This window comes from Lonepinella sp. MS14434 (assembly GCF_042468235.1).
In the GTDB taxonomy this organism is placed as follows: Bacteria; Pseudomonadota; Gammaproteobacteria; order Enterobacterales; family Pasteurellaceae; genus Lonepinella.
Genome location: NZ_CP170386.1, coordinates 1129352 through 1144757, shown reverse-complemented (window position 1 = coordinate 1144757; position 15406 = coordinate 1129352). Strand labels below are relative to the sequence as shown.

Annotated in this window: 15 protein-coding genes; 10 read left to right on the top strand and 5 right to left on the bottom strand. The window is 40.0% G+C overall.

Features of this window, described 5'->3' with window-relative positions; genetic code table 11:
• Nucleotides 1-92: 92 nt before the first annotated feature.
• The 5 genes from leuD to apbC all read right to left on the bottom strand — a co-directional run bounded on the left by leuD (nucleotide 93) and on the right by apbC (nucleotide 6575).
• Nucleotides 93-695: a 3-isopropylmalate dehydratase small subunit gene (gene leuD, locus O1Q79_RS05480; protein WP_386687080.1), complete on the bottom strand. Its 603-nt coding sequence runs from the start codon at nucleotides 693-695 to the stop codon at nucleotides 93-95.
• Between the two features lie 10 nt (nucleotides 696-705).
• A complete protein-coding gene (gene leuC, locus O1Q79_RS05475) occupies nucleotides 706-2115 on the bottom strand; it encodes a 3-isopropylmalate dehydratase large subunit (protein ID WP_386690686.1) in 1410 nt (469 codons plus the stop codon).
• Nucleotides 2116-2281: 166 nt separating this feature from the next.
• Nucleotides 2282-3361: a 3-isopropylmalate dehydrogenase gene (gene leuB / locus O1Q79_RS05470; RefSeq protein ID WP_386690684.1), complete on the bottom strand. Its 1080-nt coding sequence runs from the start codon at nucleotides 3359-3361 to the stop codon at nucleotides 2282-2284.
• 65 nt (nucleotides 3362-3426) lie between these two features.
• Complete coding sequence (leuA, locus tag O1Q79_RS05465) at nucleotides 3427-4980, bottom strand: 2-isopropylmalate synthase (RefSeq protein WP_386690681.1); 1554 nt, start codon at nucleotides 4978-4980, stop codon at nucleotides 3427-3429.
• Between the two features lie 482 nt (nucleotides 4981-5462).
• Entirely contained in the window at nucleotides 5463-6575 is a 1113-nt protein-coding gene (gene apbC / locus O1Q79_RS05460; RefSeq protein WP_386690678.1) for an iron-sulfur cluster carrier protein ApbC, read from the bottom strand.
• 177 nt (nucleotides 6576-6752) lie between these two features.
• On the opposite strand from apbC, the gene metG reads away from it, so the two are divergent.
• The 10 genes from metG to O1Q79_RS05410 all read left to right on the top strand — a co-directional run bounded on the left by metG (nucleotide 6753) and on the right by O1Q79_RS05410 (nucleotide 15370).
• Nucleotides 6753-8828, top strand: a complete 2076-nt coding sequence (gene metG, locus O1Q79_RS05455) for a methionine--tRNA ligase (RefSeq protein ID WP_386690675.1) — start codon at nucleotides 6753-6755, stop codon at nucleotides 8826-8828.
• A gap of 183 nt (nucleotides 8829-9011) precedes the next feature.
• Nucleotides 9012-9332 (top strand): ribosome-associated translation inhibitor RaiA, encoded by a 321-nt coding sequence (raiA, locus tag O1Q79_RS05450; RefSeq protein ID WP_132302230.1) that lies wholly within the window; start codon nucleotides 9012-9014, stop codon nucleotides 9330-9332.
• A gap of 291 nt (nucleotides 9333-9623) precedes the next feature.
• Nucleotides 9624-10271: a cytochrome c biogenesis heme-transporting ATPase CcmA gene (gene ccmA, locus O1Q79_RS05445; RefSeq protein ID WP_386693354.1), complete on the top strand. Its 648-nt coding sequence runs from the start codon at nucleotides 9624-9626 to the stop codon at nucleotides 10269-10271.
• Nucleotides 10268-10933, top strand: coding sequence for a heme exporter protein CcmB (gene ccmB, locus O1Q79_RS05440; RefSeq protein WP_386690671.1), 666 nt, complete (start codon nucleotides 10268-10270; stop codon nucleotides 10931-10933). The genes ccmA and ccmB overlap by 4 nt, the downstream gene beginning before the upstream one ends.
• Before the next feature lie 20 nt (nucleotides 10934-10953).
• Nucleotides 10954-11688, top strand: a complete 735-nt coding sequence (locus tag O1Q79_RS05435; protein WP_386690669.1) for a heme ABC transporter permease — start codon at nucleotides 10954-10956, stop codon at nucleotides 11686-11688.
• 44 nt (nucleotides 11689-11732) lie between these two features.
• A complete protein-coding gene (ccmD, locus tag O1Q79_RS05430) occupies nucleotides 11733-11951 on the top strand; it encodes a heme exporter protein CcmD (RefSeq protein WP_386690667.1) in 219 nt (72 codons plus the stop codon).
• Nucleotides 11948-12487 carry a cytochrome c maturation protein CcmE gene (ccmE, locus tag O1Q79_RS05425; RefSeq protein ID WP_386690665.1) on the top strand — a complete coding sequence of 180 codons (540 nt, stop codon included), beginning with the start codon at nucleotides 11948-11950 and terminating at the stop codon, nucleotides 12485-12487. The genes ccmD and ccmE overlap by 4 nt, the downstream gene beginning before the upstream one ends.
• Complete coding sequence (locus O1Q79_RS05420; RefSeq protein ID WP_386690662.1) at nucleotides 12487-14433, top strand: heme lyase CcmF/NrfE family subunit; 1947 nt, start codon at nucleotides 12487-12489, stop codon at nucleotides 14431-14433. The genes ccmE and O1Q79_RS05420 overlap by 1 nt, the downstream gene beginning before the upstream one ends.
• Complete coding sequence (locus tag O1Q79_RS05415) at nucleotides 14433-14978, top strand: DsbE family thiol:disulfide interchange protein (protein WP_386693353.1); 546 nt, start codon at nucleotides 14433-14435, stop codon at nucleotides 14976-14978. The genes O1Q79_RS05420 and O1Q79_RS05415 overlap by 1 nt, the downstream gene beginning before the upstream one ends.
• Nucleotides 14978-15370, top strand: coding sequence for a cytochrome c-type biogenesis protein CcmH (locus tag O1Q79_RS05410; protein ID WP_386690659.1), 393 nt, complete (start codon nucleotides 14978-14980; stop codon nucleotides 15368-15370). The genes O1Q79_RS05415 and O1Q79_RS05410 overlap by 1 nt, the downstream gene beginning before the upstream one ends.
• The last annotated feature ends 36 nt before the right edge of the window (nucleotides 15371-15406 follow it).

Sequence of the window (15406 nt, the reverse complement as noted above, 5' to 3'; positions counted from 1 at the left end):
TCGAAAAGGCTAGTGTTAATCAGAAAATTACTTGAAAAAACACCGCAGTTTTTGGATTTTTTCTTTAAACTGCGGTGTTTTTTTATTGATTTTTAACGCAAAAATGCGGGAATTTTACTTTCGTATTCCGCAATTTTGTCTTCGTGTTGCAAGGTTAAACCGATATTATCTAAGCCATTTAATAAGCAATGACGGCGAAATTCGTCTAGTTCAAAATGATAGACTTTATCGCCAGTGGTCACTGTCATGGCTTCCAAATCAATTTGAATTTCTTTGCCTGTATTCGCCCATACCCATTGAAAAATTTCTTCTACTTCTTGTTCGCTTAAACGTACTGGTAGCATGTGATTGTTTAAGCTGTTGTTATAGAAAATATCCGCAAAGCTCGGGGCGATCATCGCTTTAAAACCATAATCTGCTAATGCCCATGGGGCGTGTTCACGCGAAGATCCACAACCTAAATTTTTACGAGCAAGTAGAATGGTTGCACCTTGATATTGTGGATAGTTCAACACAAATTCGGGATTGGGTTTGGTTCCCTCAACATCAAGATAACGCCATTCGTGGAATAAGTGTTTACCAAATCCAACCCGTGTAATGGCTTGTAAAAATTGTTTTGGAATAATCGCATCGGTATCCACATTCGCCACATCAAGAGGAACCACTAAGCCTGAAAGTTGTTTAAATCCTGCCATTTTTTGCTCCTTAATTTAATGTTACATCACGAATATCTACAAATTTACCAAACACCGCCGCTGCCGCAGCCATCGCAGGGCTAACTAAGTGAGTACGACCGTTTCGACCTTGACGACCTTCAAAGTTACGGTTAGATGTAGATGCACAACGTTCCCATTCACCTAAACGGTCATCATTCATACCTAAACACATGGAGCAACCAGGGTTACGCCATTCTGCACCAGCGGCAATAAAGATTTTGTCTAATCCCTCTTTTTCCGCCTGTTCTTTCACTAAGCCCGAACCCGGCACCACAAGTACACGTTTTACGTTATCCGCTTTTTTGCGTCCTTTCATCACCGCTGCCGCCGCACGTAGATCTTCAATGCGTGAATTCGTGCAAGAACCGATAAAGACTTGATCGACTTCCACCTTAGTCAAGTCGGTATTGGCTTCTAATCCAATATAAGCTAAGGCTTTTTCCGCGGAAGCACGAGCCACAGGATCTTGCATATCTTTTGGGTTTGGTACGGGCTGATTAATGCCAATGACTTGCCCTGGGTTGGTTCCCCAAGTTACTTGTGGAGCAATATCTTTGGCTTCTAATGTTACCACCGCATCAAATTCGGCATCATCATCGGTTTTTAAGGTTTTCCAATAAGCTAACGCATCGTCCCAATCTTTGCCTTTTGGTGCGTGTTGGCGATTTTTTAAATAAGCAAAGGTGGTTTCATCGGGTGCAACAAGTCCTGCTTTGGCACCTAATTCAATCGCCATGTTGCATACTGTCATACGCCCTTCCATGGAAAGATCACGAATGGCTTCACCACAGAATTCGACTACATAACCTGTTCCGCCTGCCATGGTGGTTTTGCCAATAATGGCTAACACAATGTCTTTCGCCGTAATCCCTGGGTTGACTTTGCCACGTACTTCAATTTTCATACTTTTGGCACGTGCTTGTTTTAGAGTTTGGGTGGCAAGCACATGTTCGACTTCAGATGTCCCGATCCCAAATGCTAAAGCACCAAATGCACCGTGAGTAGCGGTATGTGAATCACCGCAAACAATGGTCATACCGGGTAAAGTTAAGCCTTGTTCAGGCCCCATAACATGCACGATCCCTTGTTGTTTGGTATTCATATCAAATAATTGAATACCGGTATTTTTGCAGTTTTTGTCCAGTTCAAGTACTTGAATTTTGGCTTGACCTTCAAGTTTATTCACATCACGTACTTGGGTAGAAATACTGTGATCCATGGTGCCAAAGGTTTTATTGACTTGGCGAACTTGACGATTTGCCACACGTAAGCCGTCAAAGGCTTGAGGACTGGTTACTTCATGGATCAAATGGCGGTTAATATACAGAATCGGTGTTTCGCCGTCTGCCTCATACACCACATGGCTGTCGAATAATTTTTGGTAGAGTGTTTTTCCCATTTTTGTTTCTCGTTAGGTTTTGTTAATTCGTTGGGTTGTATTTTATTTTTTCGTAGGGGCGTATTGCATACGCCCTATGCTCGATCTTTTTATTTACCACAAACTGCGGTGGATTTTTCTTTTGTTTTTGGGCGTATGCAATACGCCCTTACGGTGATTGTTGATTTTATTCAATCGCATTCGCAATCAACGTCCCCATTTCACTCGTAGATACAGGTTGGCTGTCGTCTGCTAAATCGGTAGTACGGTGTCCTAAAGCTAACACTTTTTTCACTGCACTTTCAATGGCTGTGGCGGCTTCGTTTTGGTTAAAACTATGACGTAACATCATAGCTGCCGATAAAATCTGAGCAATCGGGTTGGCGATGCCTTTGCCTGCAATATCAGGGGCAGAACCGCCAGCAGGTTCGTATAAACCGAAACCGTCTGCATTTAGACTGGCGGACGGCAACATCCCCATTGAACCTGTGATCATGGCACATTCATCAGAAATAATATCGCCAAAAATATTGGAGCAGAGTAGCACGTCAAAGAAAGACGGCTGTTTAATCAACTGCATGGTGGCGTTATCAATATAAATATGATCTAATTTGACTTCTGGATATTGTTTTGCCACTTCATTCACCGTTTCACGCCATAAAATTGAGCTGATTAATACATTGGCTTTATCCACCGAAGTCACGTGTTTGCTACGCTTCATTGCGGTTTCAAAGGCGACTTTGGCAATACGTTCAATTTCATATTTATAATACACTTCAGTATCAAAGGCTCTAGTTTGTGAACCCTCGCCCTCACGACCTTTGGGTTGACCGAAATAAATACCGCCCGTTAATTCACGCACTGTTACCATATCAAAACCTGTTTCGGCAATATCCGCACGCAATGGACAGAATTTTTCTAAACCTTTGTACAGCGTGGCGGGGCGTAAGTTACTGAATAATTTAAAATGTTTACGTAACGGCAATAAGGCACCACGTTCAGGCTGTTGATCTGGCGGTAAGTTTTCCCATTTTGGACCACCCACCGAACCAAATAAAATCGCATCGGCTGATTCACAGCCTTGTAAGGTATTTTCAGGCAATGGACAACCTTGTTTATCAATGGCAATACCGCCTACGTTGAAATAGTTGTAATTTAATGTAAAACCGTATTTTTGTTGTACCACATCTAACACTTTAATGGCCTCTGCCATAATTTCGGGACCGATGCCATCGCCTGATAAAACTGCTACGTTGTATGTTGACATTGTTTATTTCCTATTTTTTATCAATATGTTGAGTTTTTGGGCGTATGCAATACGCCCCTACAAGATTAATGTTTTAAATTTCTGGTCAAATTCGCCACTTTTTGCGAACGATAAATGGCATTAATCGCATGAATTAACGCCAGTGCGGAAGATTCCACAATATCCGTGGCAAGACCGACCCCATGGAAACGGCGACCTTCATATTCCACTACAATATCCACTTGACCAAGTGCTTCCGCTCCCTCACCTTTGGCGGTTAAATTATAATGGGACATTTTCAAATCCATACCCACAATTTGCATAATCGCATTATACACCGCATCTACTGGACCATTACCGCCATTAGAAACTTGATTAATACGATGACCGTCTAACGCCACCTGCACAAAGGCTGAAGCAGGTAAACCACTTAATGTTTGTGAAGTGATCACGTCTAAAGTTAAACGATCTTCATCGCCTTGTTGCATATCAATAAATGCTAATGCCTCTAAATCGTAGTCAAACACTTGACCTTTCTTATCCGCCAATTTCAAGAAAGCCTCGTATAATTTATCTAAATCGTAATCTGCTTCAGTATAACCCATATCCGCCATGTGACCTTTCACCGCCGCACGACCAGAACGAGCAGTCAAATTTAATTTTTCTTTTTTCAAACCGATACTTTCAGGCGACATAATTTCGTAGGTGTTTTTATTTTTCAACATACCGTCTTGGTGAATACCCGATGAATGAGCAAAAGCATTATCGCCCACAATGGCTTTATTCGGTTGAATTGGCATATTACAAAGTTGGCTCACCATTTGGCTGACACGGTGAATTTCTTGGGTATTAATACGGGTATCTAAGCCGTTAAACATATCCTGACGAGTTTTAATCGCCATGACTACTTCTTCCAACGCCGTATTGCCTGCCCGTTCACCAATACCATTAATGGTACATTCAATTTGTCTTGCCCCATTTAACACCGCAGTTAACGAGTTGGCGGTAGCCATACCTAAATCGTTATGGCAATGCACGGAGATAATCGCTTTGTCAATGTTTGGCACACGGTTTAACACATCTGCCATAATGCCACCATATTGAGTTGGTAAGCAAAAACCTACTGTATCAGGAATATTGACTGTGGTCGCTCCAGCGGAAATGGCAGCTTCCACAATGAGACAGATGTTGTCAATCCCTGTACGACCCGCATCTTCACAAGAAAATTCTACATCATCGGTATAATTTCTCGCACGTTTTACTGCTGCCACAGCCATACCCACCACATCATCAAAAGAACGTTTTAATTTGGCTTCTACGTGTAACGCTGAACTGGCAATAAAGGTATGAATCCGATAAGCATCAGCCACTTTCAAGGCTTCATAAGCCGCATCAATATCTTTATCTACGGCACGAGATAAGGCACAAACACGGCTGTTTTTAATATTTTCCGCAATCGTACGTACTGACAGAAAATCGCCCTCTGATGAAACAGGAAATCCGACTTCCATGACATCCACCCCTAATCGTTCTAAAGCAAGGGCAATTTGTAATTTTTCTTTTACGGTAAGACTTGCTTTTAATGCCTGTTCGCCATCTCGCAAGGTGGTATCAAAAATAATAATGTTGTTTGCTGCCATAATGTCATCCTTTTCTTTTCGTTAGGGTTTTACTTTGAAAGTGCGGTGTATTTTTTATGTTTTTTTAATAAAAAACCCCGAACTTTTTATCAAAGTGCGGGGTTGTAAATTCGTGTTTTATGCTATTTTTCTATCGTCCACAACTTAACCGCACAAAGAATGTGATAATCGTAAGTTGAGTAGCAGAGCGTGAAAGGTAAACATAAAATTCCTAAAATTGATTAAATTAGGCTCTATATTACGGATTTAGAAAATTCTGTCAAAGGTTTTTTAGTAAAAAATATCAAAAAATAGAATGGTATAAAAATATTCTTTATATAAAAATCTATAAATGTTTAGTAATTTAGTGTTTAATACTATTTGGAATTCTTTAATGGTAAGTTTATTTTGAAAATGTTTAAAATTTAGAGAAGGATTTTTATAAAAATCAGCCTGTTGAATAATTAATGCGGTGGCGAATATTATTCAACAGGCTACATGGACTATTTTACTTCCCTAAACATAATCTCCCCAGGAATGACCAAACCTTGCCAATATAACTCGCTCGCCACTTTTTCGGCTAATTGTAGATAAGCGTGCTTAATTTCAGGGTTAGATTCTGCAATTACGGTTGGTATGCCTTTATCTAAATCTTCTCTTAAACAAATATGTAAGGGTAACTGACCTAGCACTTGTACATGATATTTTTCCGCAATTTTTTCTGCTCCACCTGTACCGAAAATCGCTTCGTGATGACCGCAGTTTGAGCAGATGTGCATTGACATATTTTCTATAATTCCTAACACTGGCACAGAAACTTTATTAAACATGGCAATACCCTTAATCGCATCAAGTAAAGCAATGTCCTGTGGTGTAGTGACGACAACCGCCCCTGTCACAGGAATTTGTTGTGATAACGTGAGCTGAATATCCCCCGTTCCTGGTGGCATATCAATCACTAAATAATCTAACTCATTCCATAGGGTTTCATTTAACAGTTGATTTAATGCACTGCTTGCCATCGGACCACGCCAAATGGTGGCGTTGTCAGCATTCATTAAATAGCCAATGGAATTGCTTTGTAAACCGTGAGCGATAATCGGATTGATATGTTTATTATCTGGCGATGTTGGGCGTTGGTTGGCTGCACCAAGCATGTGAGGGATTGATGGACCATAAATATCGGCATCTAAAATACCAACTTTAGCCCCTTGAGCTTGTAATGCTAAAGCTAAATTGACAGCAGTGGTGGATTTTCCTACACCGCCTTTTCCTGAAGTAATTGCAATAATATTTTTTACGCCTTTTACCGCTGGGTGATTATTGGCACGTTTCAAAGTGGCGATTTGATAATTTAATTGCCATTTCATTTGTTGGGCTTCTGCGATTGTCAATAAATCATGGGTAACAGTCGTTTTTAACTGCTCAAATGCAGTATTCCAAGCAAAGGGCATTTGAATTTCGATGCGTAACACGCCTTGCATTTTTTCGATTTTTTTCACCGTACTTAGGGCGATTAAGTCTTTTTGTAATGTAGGGTGAGTAAAATTTTTAAAAACCGAAATGAATTTTGCTTGTTGTTCATTGGTAAAATTATTGGAAAATTGGATTGTCATTATCTTTCCTAAAATCAAGTAGAGTAAATACCCGACTATTTAACCACGATATTAGAATGATGTTAAGCATAGATTATGTTTTAGCTAGAAAAAACAAGCCAAATCAGGTAAAATCACGCCAATTTTGTATTTCACGGCAAGCCAATTTGGGCTTGCTTATTATTTAAAGGTCTTTTTATGTCAAACCAATTTTCCCCAAAAAAACGTCAAATCCTTGTTACTTGTGCTTTACCTTACGCTAACGGTCCGATTCATTTAGGACACATGTTGGAACATATTCAAGCGGATATTTGGGTACGTTTTCAACGTATGCGAGGTAATGAAATTTATTTTGTTTGTGCTGATGATGCTCATGGCACGCCAATTATGCTGAAAGCGGATCAAATGGGGATCACGCCTGAGCAACTGATTGCTGATGTGCATAAAGCCCATTATGCGGATTTCAGTGGCTTTAATATTAGTTTCGATAATTATCATTCTACGCATAGCGAAGAAAACCGTGAATTTTCCGAGATGATTTATTATCGTTTAAAACAAAACGGTTTTATTAAAAATCGTACCATTTCGCAATTATTTGACCCTGAAAAATCCATGTTTTTGCCCGATCGTTTCGTGAAAGGCACTTGTCCGAAATGTAAAGCACCCGATCAATATGGTGATAATTGCGAAGTTTGTTCTGCCACTTATAGCCCAACGGAATTAATTAATCCACGTTCTACCATATCAGGTGCCACCCCTGTATTAAAAGAAAGTGAACACTTTTTCTTTGATTTGCCGAGCTTTGAAAAAATGTTGCAAGAATGGAATCGTTCGGGTGCGTTGCAAGCGGAAGTGGCAAATAAAATGCAAGAATGGTTTGATGCGGGTTTGCAACAATGGGATATTTCCCGTGATGCACCTTATTTTGGCTTTAAAATTCCGAATACGGAAAATAAATATTTTTATGTTTGGTTAGATGCCCCGATTGGTTATATGGCATCGTTTAAAAATCTGTGTGAACGTGAACAGATTGATTTTGATCGCTTTTGGAAAAAAGACAGCCAAGCTGAACTGTATCATTTTATTGGCAAAGATATTATGTATTTCCACAGCTTATTCTGGCCTGCTATGCTAGAGGGGGCTGATTTACGTAAACCGAGTAATATTTTTGTGCATGGTTATGTGACGGTGAATGGCGAAAAAATGTCAAAATCCCGTGGCACATTTATTCAAGCTGCAACCTATTTGAAACACTTAGATCCTGAATGTTTACGTTATTATTATGCTGCCAAATTGAGTAATCGAATTGATGATTTGGATTTAAATTTAGAAGATTTTGTACAACGGGTAAATGCAGATTTAGTCAATAAATTAGTCAATTTAGCGTCACGTAATGCTGGCTTTATTCAAAAACGTTTTAATGGAAAATTAGCAGAAAAATTAGAAGATCAAAGCCTATTTGACGAATTTACTCAACAATCGGAGCAAATTGCGACATTGTATGAAAACCGTGAATATGGCAAAGCGATCCGTGCGGTTATGGCATTAGCGGATAAAGCCAATAAATACGTGGACGACAAAGCACCTTGGGTAATTGCCAAACAAGAAGGGCGTGAAGCAGAATTGCATTCCGTTTGTTCAATGGGGATTGAATTATTCCGTGTATTAATGGGTTATTTAAAACCTGTGTTACCGAAATTAGCCGAGCGTGCGGAGCAGTTCTTACAAACTGAATTAACATGGGAGAATTTAAGTCAGCCATTATTAGCTCATCAAATTTCTCCGTTTAAAGCCTTATTTAATCGTTTAGAGATGAAACAAATTGATGCAATGATCGAAGCATCAAAAGTGGAAAATGCCGCGGTAAATACCGCAACAGTGGAAAAAAACACCGCAGTTTCTACTGGCAATGCTACCGAAAATAGCGAATTTGAACCTGTAGAAGCTGAAATCAGTATTGATGATTTTGCCAAAATTGATTTACGAGTGGCAACCGTGTTACATTGTGAAGCCGTACCTGAAAGCAATAAATTATTGAAATTTCAATTAGATTTAGGTTTTGAACAACGTCAAGTGTTATCAGGTATTAAAGCAGCTTACAATAACCCAGCAGAATTAATCGGTCGCCAAGTGATTATGGTTGCCAACCTAGCACCTCGCAAAATGAAATTTGGTGTATCGCAAGGCATGATTTTATCAGCAGGTGCTGGTGGAGCAGATTTATTCTTGCTTGATGTAGATAAGGGTGCTAAAGCAGGGGATCGGGTTAAATAATATTCGATTATATTATTGTGTTGAAAAAGTGATGTTTTATTAACCTATGATTTTGAGATTAAGATCACATTTTTAATAATTTCTGATAAAAATCAACAGAAAAGACTTGAAAATTTTCGTTAAAAAACATACCTTGTAGTTAATACGAAAGGATTTATTCATCAAGAAAAAGAGGTGACAACTATGACACTTAATATTGCAAGTAAACAAATGGACATTACACCGGCAATTCGGGCTCATATTGAGGATAGATTAGCGAAATTGGAAAAATGGCAAACCCAGCTAATTAATCCACATTTTGTATTAAGCAAACTACCCCAGGGATTTGGGGTCGAAGCGACGATTAGTACACCAAATGGTAACTTGTTTGCAAGCGCAGAATCTGATGATATGTACAAAGCGATTAATGATGTTGAAGAAAAATTAGCAAGACAATTAAATAAACTTCAACATAAAGGAGAAGCTCGTCGAGCGGATGAACGCTTAAAAGATTCTTTCCAATAGTTAATTTTAATTTGTTCTATTAAAAACTGATTTCAATACAATATTGAAATCAGTTTTTTTATTCTCTTTAATTATCAATGAGTAGGACGTGTGGACACGTCATTTGTCCCGTCCCGCAGAATGTAGCTTTTTTCAGTGACAACGCTGGGAAAAATGAAACGTCCACACGCCTAATATTTCTTTTTAATATTTGATCTCCCTCAATGAATATTCCCCAAAAGAGTTATGCCATTGGTTATGCGTTGTGTATGACTTATGGTAAAATTTATTAGTTAAAAATGAATGGATTAAATAATGTTAAATACCCTAGATGTTGAACAAATTACCTGTCAGCGTGGTGATAATCTTCTGTTTGCAGGATTGAGCTTGCGTTTTCAAGCGGGGGATTTTGTGCAAATTGAGGGGCGTAATGGGATCGGTAAAACCAGTTTATTGAGGATTTTAACCGGGTTGGCTCAGCCGTTGCGAGGTAAAGTGCGGTGGAATTTACATGAGATTTCTCAATGTCGAGAAGATTATCAATATGATTTGCTGTATTTGGGGCATTTATCAGGCATTAAATCTGAATTAACCGCTTGGGAGAATTTGAAATTTTATCAACAAGTAAGCCATTGTTTGCAAGGAAATGATGTGTTGTGGCAAGCGTTAGAAAAAGTGGGATTGTTAGGCTATGAAGATATTGTGGCAAGCCAACTTTCCGCAGGGCAACAAAAACGTATTGGTTTGGCAAGATTGTGGCTTTCAAAAGCACCATTGTGGATTTTAGATGAACCTTTTAATGCCATTGATAAAAATGGTGTAAAAATGCTTATTGCGCATTTAGAGCAGCATTGTCAACAAGGTGGCATCGTGATTATTACCAGTCATCAGGATGTGCCGAGTCAAATGTTGCAAAAAGTGAGGTTAGATTTGTACCCGTTTTACGGAGAAGATGAATGATCTTCATGCAAATTATGCAACGAGAACTCAAAATCGCATGGCGGAAACCGGCAGAAATTCTAAACCCGTTATGGTTCTTTTTAATTGTGGTGACGTTATTTCCGTTAGCCATGGGAGCTGATTCAAAATTATTGGCAAAAATCGCCCCGGCAGTAGTCTGGGTGGCGGCGTTGTTATCTGCTTTACTTTCTTTTGAACGGTTATTTCGTGATGATTTTGTGGACGGTTCTCTTGAACAATTGATATTACTTGCTCAGCCGTTGGCATTGACAGCATTGGCAAAAGTCATTGCACACTGGTTTTTAACTGGATTGCCGTTGATTTTATTATCGCCTATCGTGGCATTGTTATTATCCCTTGAGCCTGAGATTTGGTGGGCGTTGGTGTTGACCTTGTTAATCGGTACGCCCGTATTAAGTTGCCTTGGGGCCATTGGCGTGGCATTGACTGTAGGGTTACGTAAAGGCGGTGTGTTATTAAGTTTAATTGTATTGCCGTTGTTTATTCCGGTGTTGATTTTTTCAACCTCCGTGCTAGATGCGGCAAGTTTAAATATGCCTTATGCCGGACAACTTGCCATCCTTGGAGCAATCTTGGCAATTACGTTAACTTTATCGCCCTTTGCCATAGCAGCAGCGTTACGTATTAGTTTAGCGCAATAACTAAAAAGGAAAGATTATCTATGTGGACGTGGCTACATCCTTATGCAAAACCTGAAACTCAATATGTTTTATGTGGGAAATGCATTCCCTTTTTGGCGGCGCTAACCCTTGTGTTACTCGCGGTGGGCATGGTTTGGGGCTTGGCATTTGCACCTGCTGATTATCAACAGGGTAATGGTTTTCGGATTATTTATGTTCATGTTCCTACCGCTATTTGGTCGATGGGGATTTATGTCTCAATGGCACTGGCAGGTTTTATCGGTTTGGTATGGCAAATTAAACAGGCTCATCTTTCCATTATTGCGATTGCTCCCATTGGCGCAGTATTGACCTTTTTGTCGTTGGCAACTGGGGCAATTTGGGGTAAACCCATGTGGGGAACTTGGTGGGTATGGGATGCGCGTTTAACTTCATCCTTGATTTTGTTGTTTTTATATTTGGGTGTGATGGCATTGTATTCTGCATTTCAGGATCGCCATACGGGAATGAAAGCGGCGGCAATTTTATGTGTAGTGGGGGTGATTAATATTCCGATTATCCATTTTTCGGTGGAATGGTGGAATACCTTGCATCAAGGTGCGACCATCACTAAATTGGATAAACCATCAATGGCGACGTCCATGTTAATTCCATTAATTTTCAGTATCTTTGGTTTTATGACGTTGAGTCTTTGGTTAGGATTGGTACGTTATCGTAATGCGTTGTTGCGTGAAGACAGCAAACGAGCATGGGTGAAAGCGTTAGCAATAAAATAATTTTTACTGTGTTTATTTTTTTGATTTTTTTATAGGGGGACGTGATGTTTTTCCAATCGTGGGGGGATTTTTTTAACATGGGGGGCTATGGTTTTTATGTATGGCTTTCCTATGGTATTTCGTTTTTGGCAATAGGGATTTTAGCGGTGCAAAGCTATCGTGAGAAACACCGTATTTTTGCCGATATTCGTCGTGAACAGGTAAGAGAAGCACGTTTAAATGCTCACCGGCAAGAAAAAATGGCAAAGGGGGATAACAAATGAACCCTAGACGTAAATCTCGTTTAATCATTGTGGTATTTGTGTTGATGGGGATGGCGATTGCCACAGGTTTAATTACTTATGCCTTGCGTTCCAATATTGATCTGTTTTACACACCGTCTGAAATTGTCTATGGTAAAAATGATAATCCTGAATTAAAGCCAGCAGTGGGACAACGTCTTCGGGTAGGTGGTATGGTGGTGGAAGGATCGGTGCAACGAGATGAAAAAAGCCTGAAAGTGCGGTTTGATTTAAATGATATTGGACCGGCGATCACTGTGCAATATGAAGGCATTTTGCCTGATTTATTCCGTGAAGGGCAGGGCATTGTGGCACAGGGTAAACTCATTGCACCTACAGTGTTAGAAGCGACAGAAGTGTTAGCGAAACATGATGAAAACTATGTACCGCCTGAACTTGGTGATCAGTTGAAAAAAGTACATCAACCAATGGGCGTATCAGAAAGCGATTTGAACGGCGAAAGTGAACGTGATCGTCAAGAAAAAGTTCAACAATTTGCTCAACCAGAGAGACAATAATGATTCCTGAACTTGGTAATTATGCTTTAGCTTTGAGTTTGGCAGTATCAGTGTTATTAGCCATTTTCCCCTTATGGGGAGTAGAAAAAGGCAATGGCATGATGATGGCGTTGGCACGCCCACTTACTTATGCCCTATTTTTTAGCTTAACCTTGGCTTTCGGCGCATTATTCTATGTCTTTGCGGTTAACGATTTTACCGTACAATATGTGGTTAACAATTCCAATAGCAATTTGCCTTTGCAATACCGTTTATCAGCGGTGTGGGGATCCCATGAAGGATCATTGTTACTGTGGATTTGGTTACTCACTTTTTGGGCGGCTGCGGTGGCAATGTTCAGCCGATCCTTACCCCAACAAGTAGTGGCTCGAGTATTAGGTATTATGGGGATTGTGAGCATTGGCTTTTTGATTTTTGTGCTGTTTACATCCAATCCATTTAACCGCACTTTTCCTAATTTCCCGGTGGACGGTCGCGAACTCAACCCACTATTGCAAGATGTCGGCTTAATTTTTCATCCGCCCTTGTTATATATGGGCTATGTGGGCTTTTCGGTCGTCTTTGCTTTCGCCATTGCAGCATTAATGAGCGGTAAATTAGATACTGCGTGGGCGAAATGGTCCAGACCTTGGACGCTTGCTGCGTGGTTATTTTTAACCTTAGGCATTGTGCTAGGTTCATGGTGGGCATATTACGAACTTGGCTGGGGTGGCTGGTGGTTCTGGGATCCCGTAGAAAATGCTTCTTTAATGCCTTGGCTGGTGGGAACGGCATTACTGCACAGTTTAGCTGTTACCGAAAAACGAGGTTCATTTAAGGCATGGACGGTATTACTGGCCATTTTAGCCTTTTCCCTTTGTTTGCTCGGTACGTTTTTAGTGCGTTCAGGGATTTTAGTTTCCGTTCACGCTTTCGCATCCGATCCTACTCGTGGCTTGTATATTTTAGCGTATTTGGTGGTGGTAGTTGGTGGCTCGCTTGTCCTGTATGCGATTAAAGGCAACCAAATTCGTTCATACAATAATGCACAACGTTATAGCCGTGAAAGTCTGTTATTGCTCAATAATATTTTGTTAATGACCGCACTTTCAGTAGTGTTATTAGGCACATTATTGCCGTTGGTGCATAAACAACTGGGGTTAGGTACAATCTCTATTGGCGCCCCATTCTTTGATCAAATGTTTTTGATTATTACCACACCATTTGCGTTATTATTGGGTATTGGACCTTTAGTCAAATGGCGACGAGATCAGTTTTCTGCGATTCGTAAACCAGTGATTAGTGCGGTGATTTTTATGGCAATTTTGGGGTTTGCTTTGCCGTATTGGTTACAAAATAAATTAATCGTGAGTGCGGTACTTGGTTCAATGATGTCTGCCATTATTGTATTATTAACGGTTTATGAACTTTATCAACGAGCTATGGATCGTACCGGTTTTTGGACTGGACTAGGAAAATTTAGTCGATCCTATTGGGGAATGTTATTCGCTCACTTAGGGGTCGCGATGACCATTTGGGGCATTGCCTTTAGCCAAAATTTCAGCATTGAGCGAGATGTGCGAATGAATGTGGGCGATAGCGTACAAATTGCCGATTATCGTTTTCAGTTTAACGGCATCAGCGATGCCAATGGACCAAATTATGCGGGTGGCAAAGCGGAAGTGGCGATCTATCAGGGGGATAAATTAGCAACGACACTGTACGCCGAAAAACGTTTTTACACCGTCAGCAAAATGACCATGACCGAAGCTGCCATTGACTGGGGCTTTACTCGAGATCTTTATGTGGCACTGGGCGAAAGTTTAGGTGACGGCTCTTGGGCATTACGTTTATATTACAAGCCTTTTGTGCGTTGGATTTGGTTTGGAGGATTATGTATGGCATTCGGGGGCGTGCTTTGCCTGTTTGACCGTCGTTATCGTACCAATAAAAAGGTGAAAATATGATGAATAAGAAACTTTTTTTACCGTTAATTTTCTTTGTAGCATTGATTGTCACCTTTTTCGTACAGTTACAACGTAATGGACAAGGAGATGACCCTAAAGCCTTAGAAAGTGCTTTAGTAGGTCAAGGCGTGCCATCGGCAAGGTTATATGATTTATTTACTAATCAACAAGTTAACCAGAAAATTTTTCAACAAGGTAAGCCAATTTTGCTTAATGTGTGGGCGACTTGGTGTCCTACTTGTTATGCCGAACATCAATATTTAAACCGGTTAGCTGAGCAAGGAATAAGCATTATTGGTGTGAATTATAAAGATCAACGTGATAAAGCCATCAATTGGTTACAACGATTAAATAACCCTTATCAACAGGTATTATTTGATGAAAAAGGATCATTTGGTTTGGATTTAGGTGTGTATGGTGCACCTGAAACTTTTATTATTGATGGCAACGGTATTATTCATTACCGTCACGCCGGTGATTTAAATGAAAAAGTGTGGCAACAAAAAATTCAGCCGATTTATCAACGTTTAATGGAGCAAAAATAATGAAAAAAATTACCGCACTTTTATTGTTATTGTTCAGTATTTCGGCGTTTTCTGCTATTGATGCTTTTAATTTTCAATCTGATCAACAGGAATCGGATTATCATCAACTGACCCAACAGCTCCGCTGTCCGCAATGTCAAAATAACAATATTGCTGACAGTAATGCGACCATTGCGGTGGATATGCGGGCTAAAGTATTTGAGCTGTTGCAAACAGGCAAAACGAAACAGGAAATTGTGGATTATATGGTACAACGTTACGGTCATTTTGTTACCTACGATCCACCATTAACCCCTGCTACTATTATGCTTTGGGCAATTCCGGCGTTATTGTTTTTAGGAGGATTATTTATTGTCTTTCGTCCCAAAAAACAACAGGCAGGTGAAAAATGATGTGGCTAATTATTGGCTTATTAACCTTATTGGTCG

What these genes read in the sequence shown, in the direction of transcription:
- leuD (WP_386687080.1), bottom strand. Translation starts at nt 695, where the DNA reads ATGGCAGGATTTAAACAACTTTCAGGCTTAGTGGTTCCTCTTGATGTG.
- leuC (WP_386690686.1), bottom strand. Translation starts at nt 2,115, where the DNA reads ATGGGAAAAACACTCTACCAAAAATTATTCGACAGCCATGTGGTGTAT.
- leuB (WP_386690684.1), bottom strand. Translation starts at nt 3,361, where the DNA reads ATGTCAACATACAACGTAGCAGTTTTATCAGGCGATGGCATCGGTCCC.
- leuA (WP_386690681.1), bottom strand. Translation starts at nt 4,980, where the DNA reads ATGGCAGCAAACAACATTATTATTTTTGATACCACCTTGCGAGATGGC.
- apbC (WP_386690678.1), bottom strand. Translation starts at nt 6,575, where the DNA reads ATGACAATCCAATTTTCCAATAATTTTACCAATGAACAACAAGCAAAA.
- metG (WP_386690675.1), top strand. Translation starts at nt 6,753, where the DNA reads ATGTCAAACCAATTTTCCCCAAAAAAACGTCAAATCCTTGTTACTTGT.
- raiA (WP_132302230.1), top strand. Translation starts at nt 9,012, where the DNA reads ATGACACTTAATATTGCAAGTAAACAAATGGACATTACACCGGCAATT.
- ccmB (WP_386690671.1), top strand. Translation starts at nt 10,268, where the DNA reads ATGATCTTCATGCAAATTATGCAACGAGAACTCAAAATCGCATGGCGG.
- O1Q79_RS05435 (WP_386690669.1), top strand. Translation starts at nt 10,954, where the DNA reads ATGTGGACGTGGCTACATCCTTATGCAAAACCTGAAACTCAATATGTT.
- ccmD (WP_386690667.1), top strand. Translation starts at nt 11,733, where the DNA reads ATGTTTTTCCAATCGTGGGGGGATTTTTTTAACATGGGGGGCTATGGT.
- ccmE (WP_386690665.1), top strand. Translation starts at nt 11,948, where the DNA reads ATGAACCCTAGACGTAAATCTCGTTTAATCATTGTGGTATTTGTGTTG.
- O1Q79_RS05420 (WP_386690662.1), top strand. Translation starts at nt 12,487, where the DNA reads ATGATTCCTGAACTTGGTAATTATGCTTTAGCTTTGAGTTTGGCAGTA.
- O1Q79_RS05415 (WP_386693353.1), top strand. Translation starts at nt 14,433, where the DNA reads ATGAATAAGAAACTTTTTTTACCGTTAATTTTCTTTGTAGCATTGATT.
- O1Q79_RS05410 (WP_386690659.1), top strand. Translation starts at nt 14,978, where the DNA reads ATGAAAAAAATTACCGCACTTTTATTGTTATTGTTCAGTATTTCGGCG.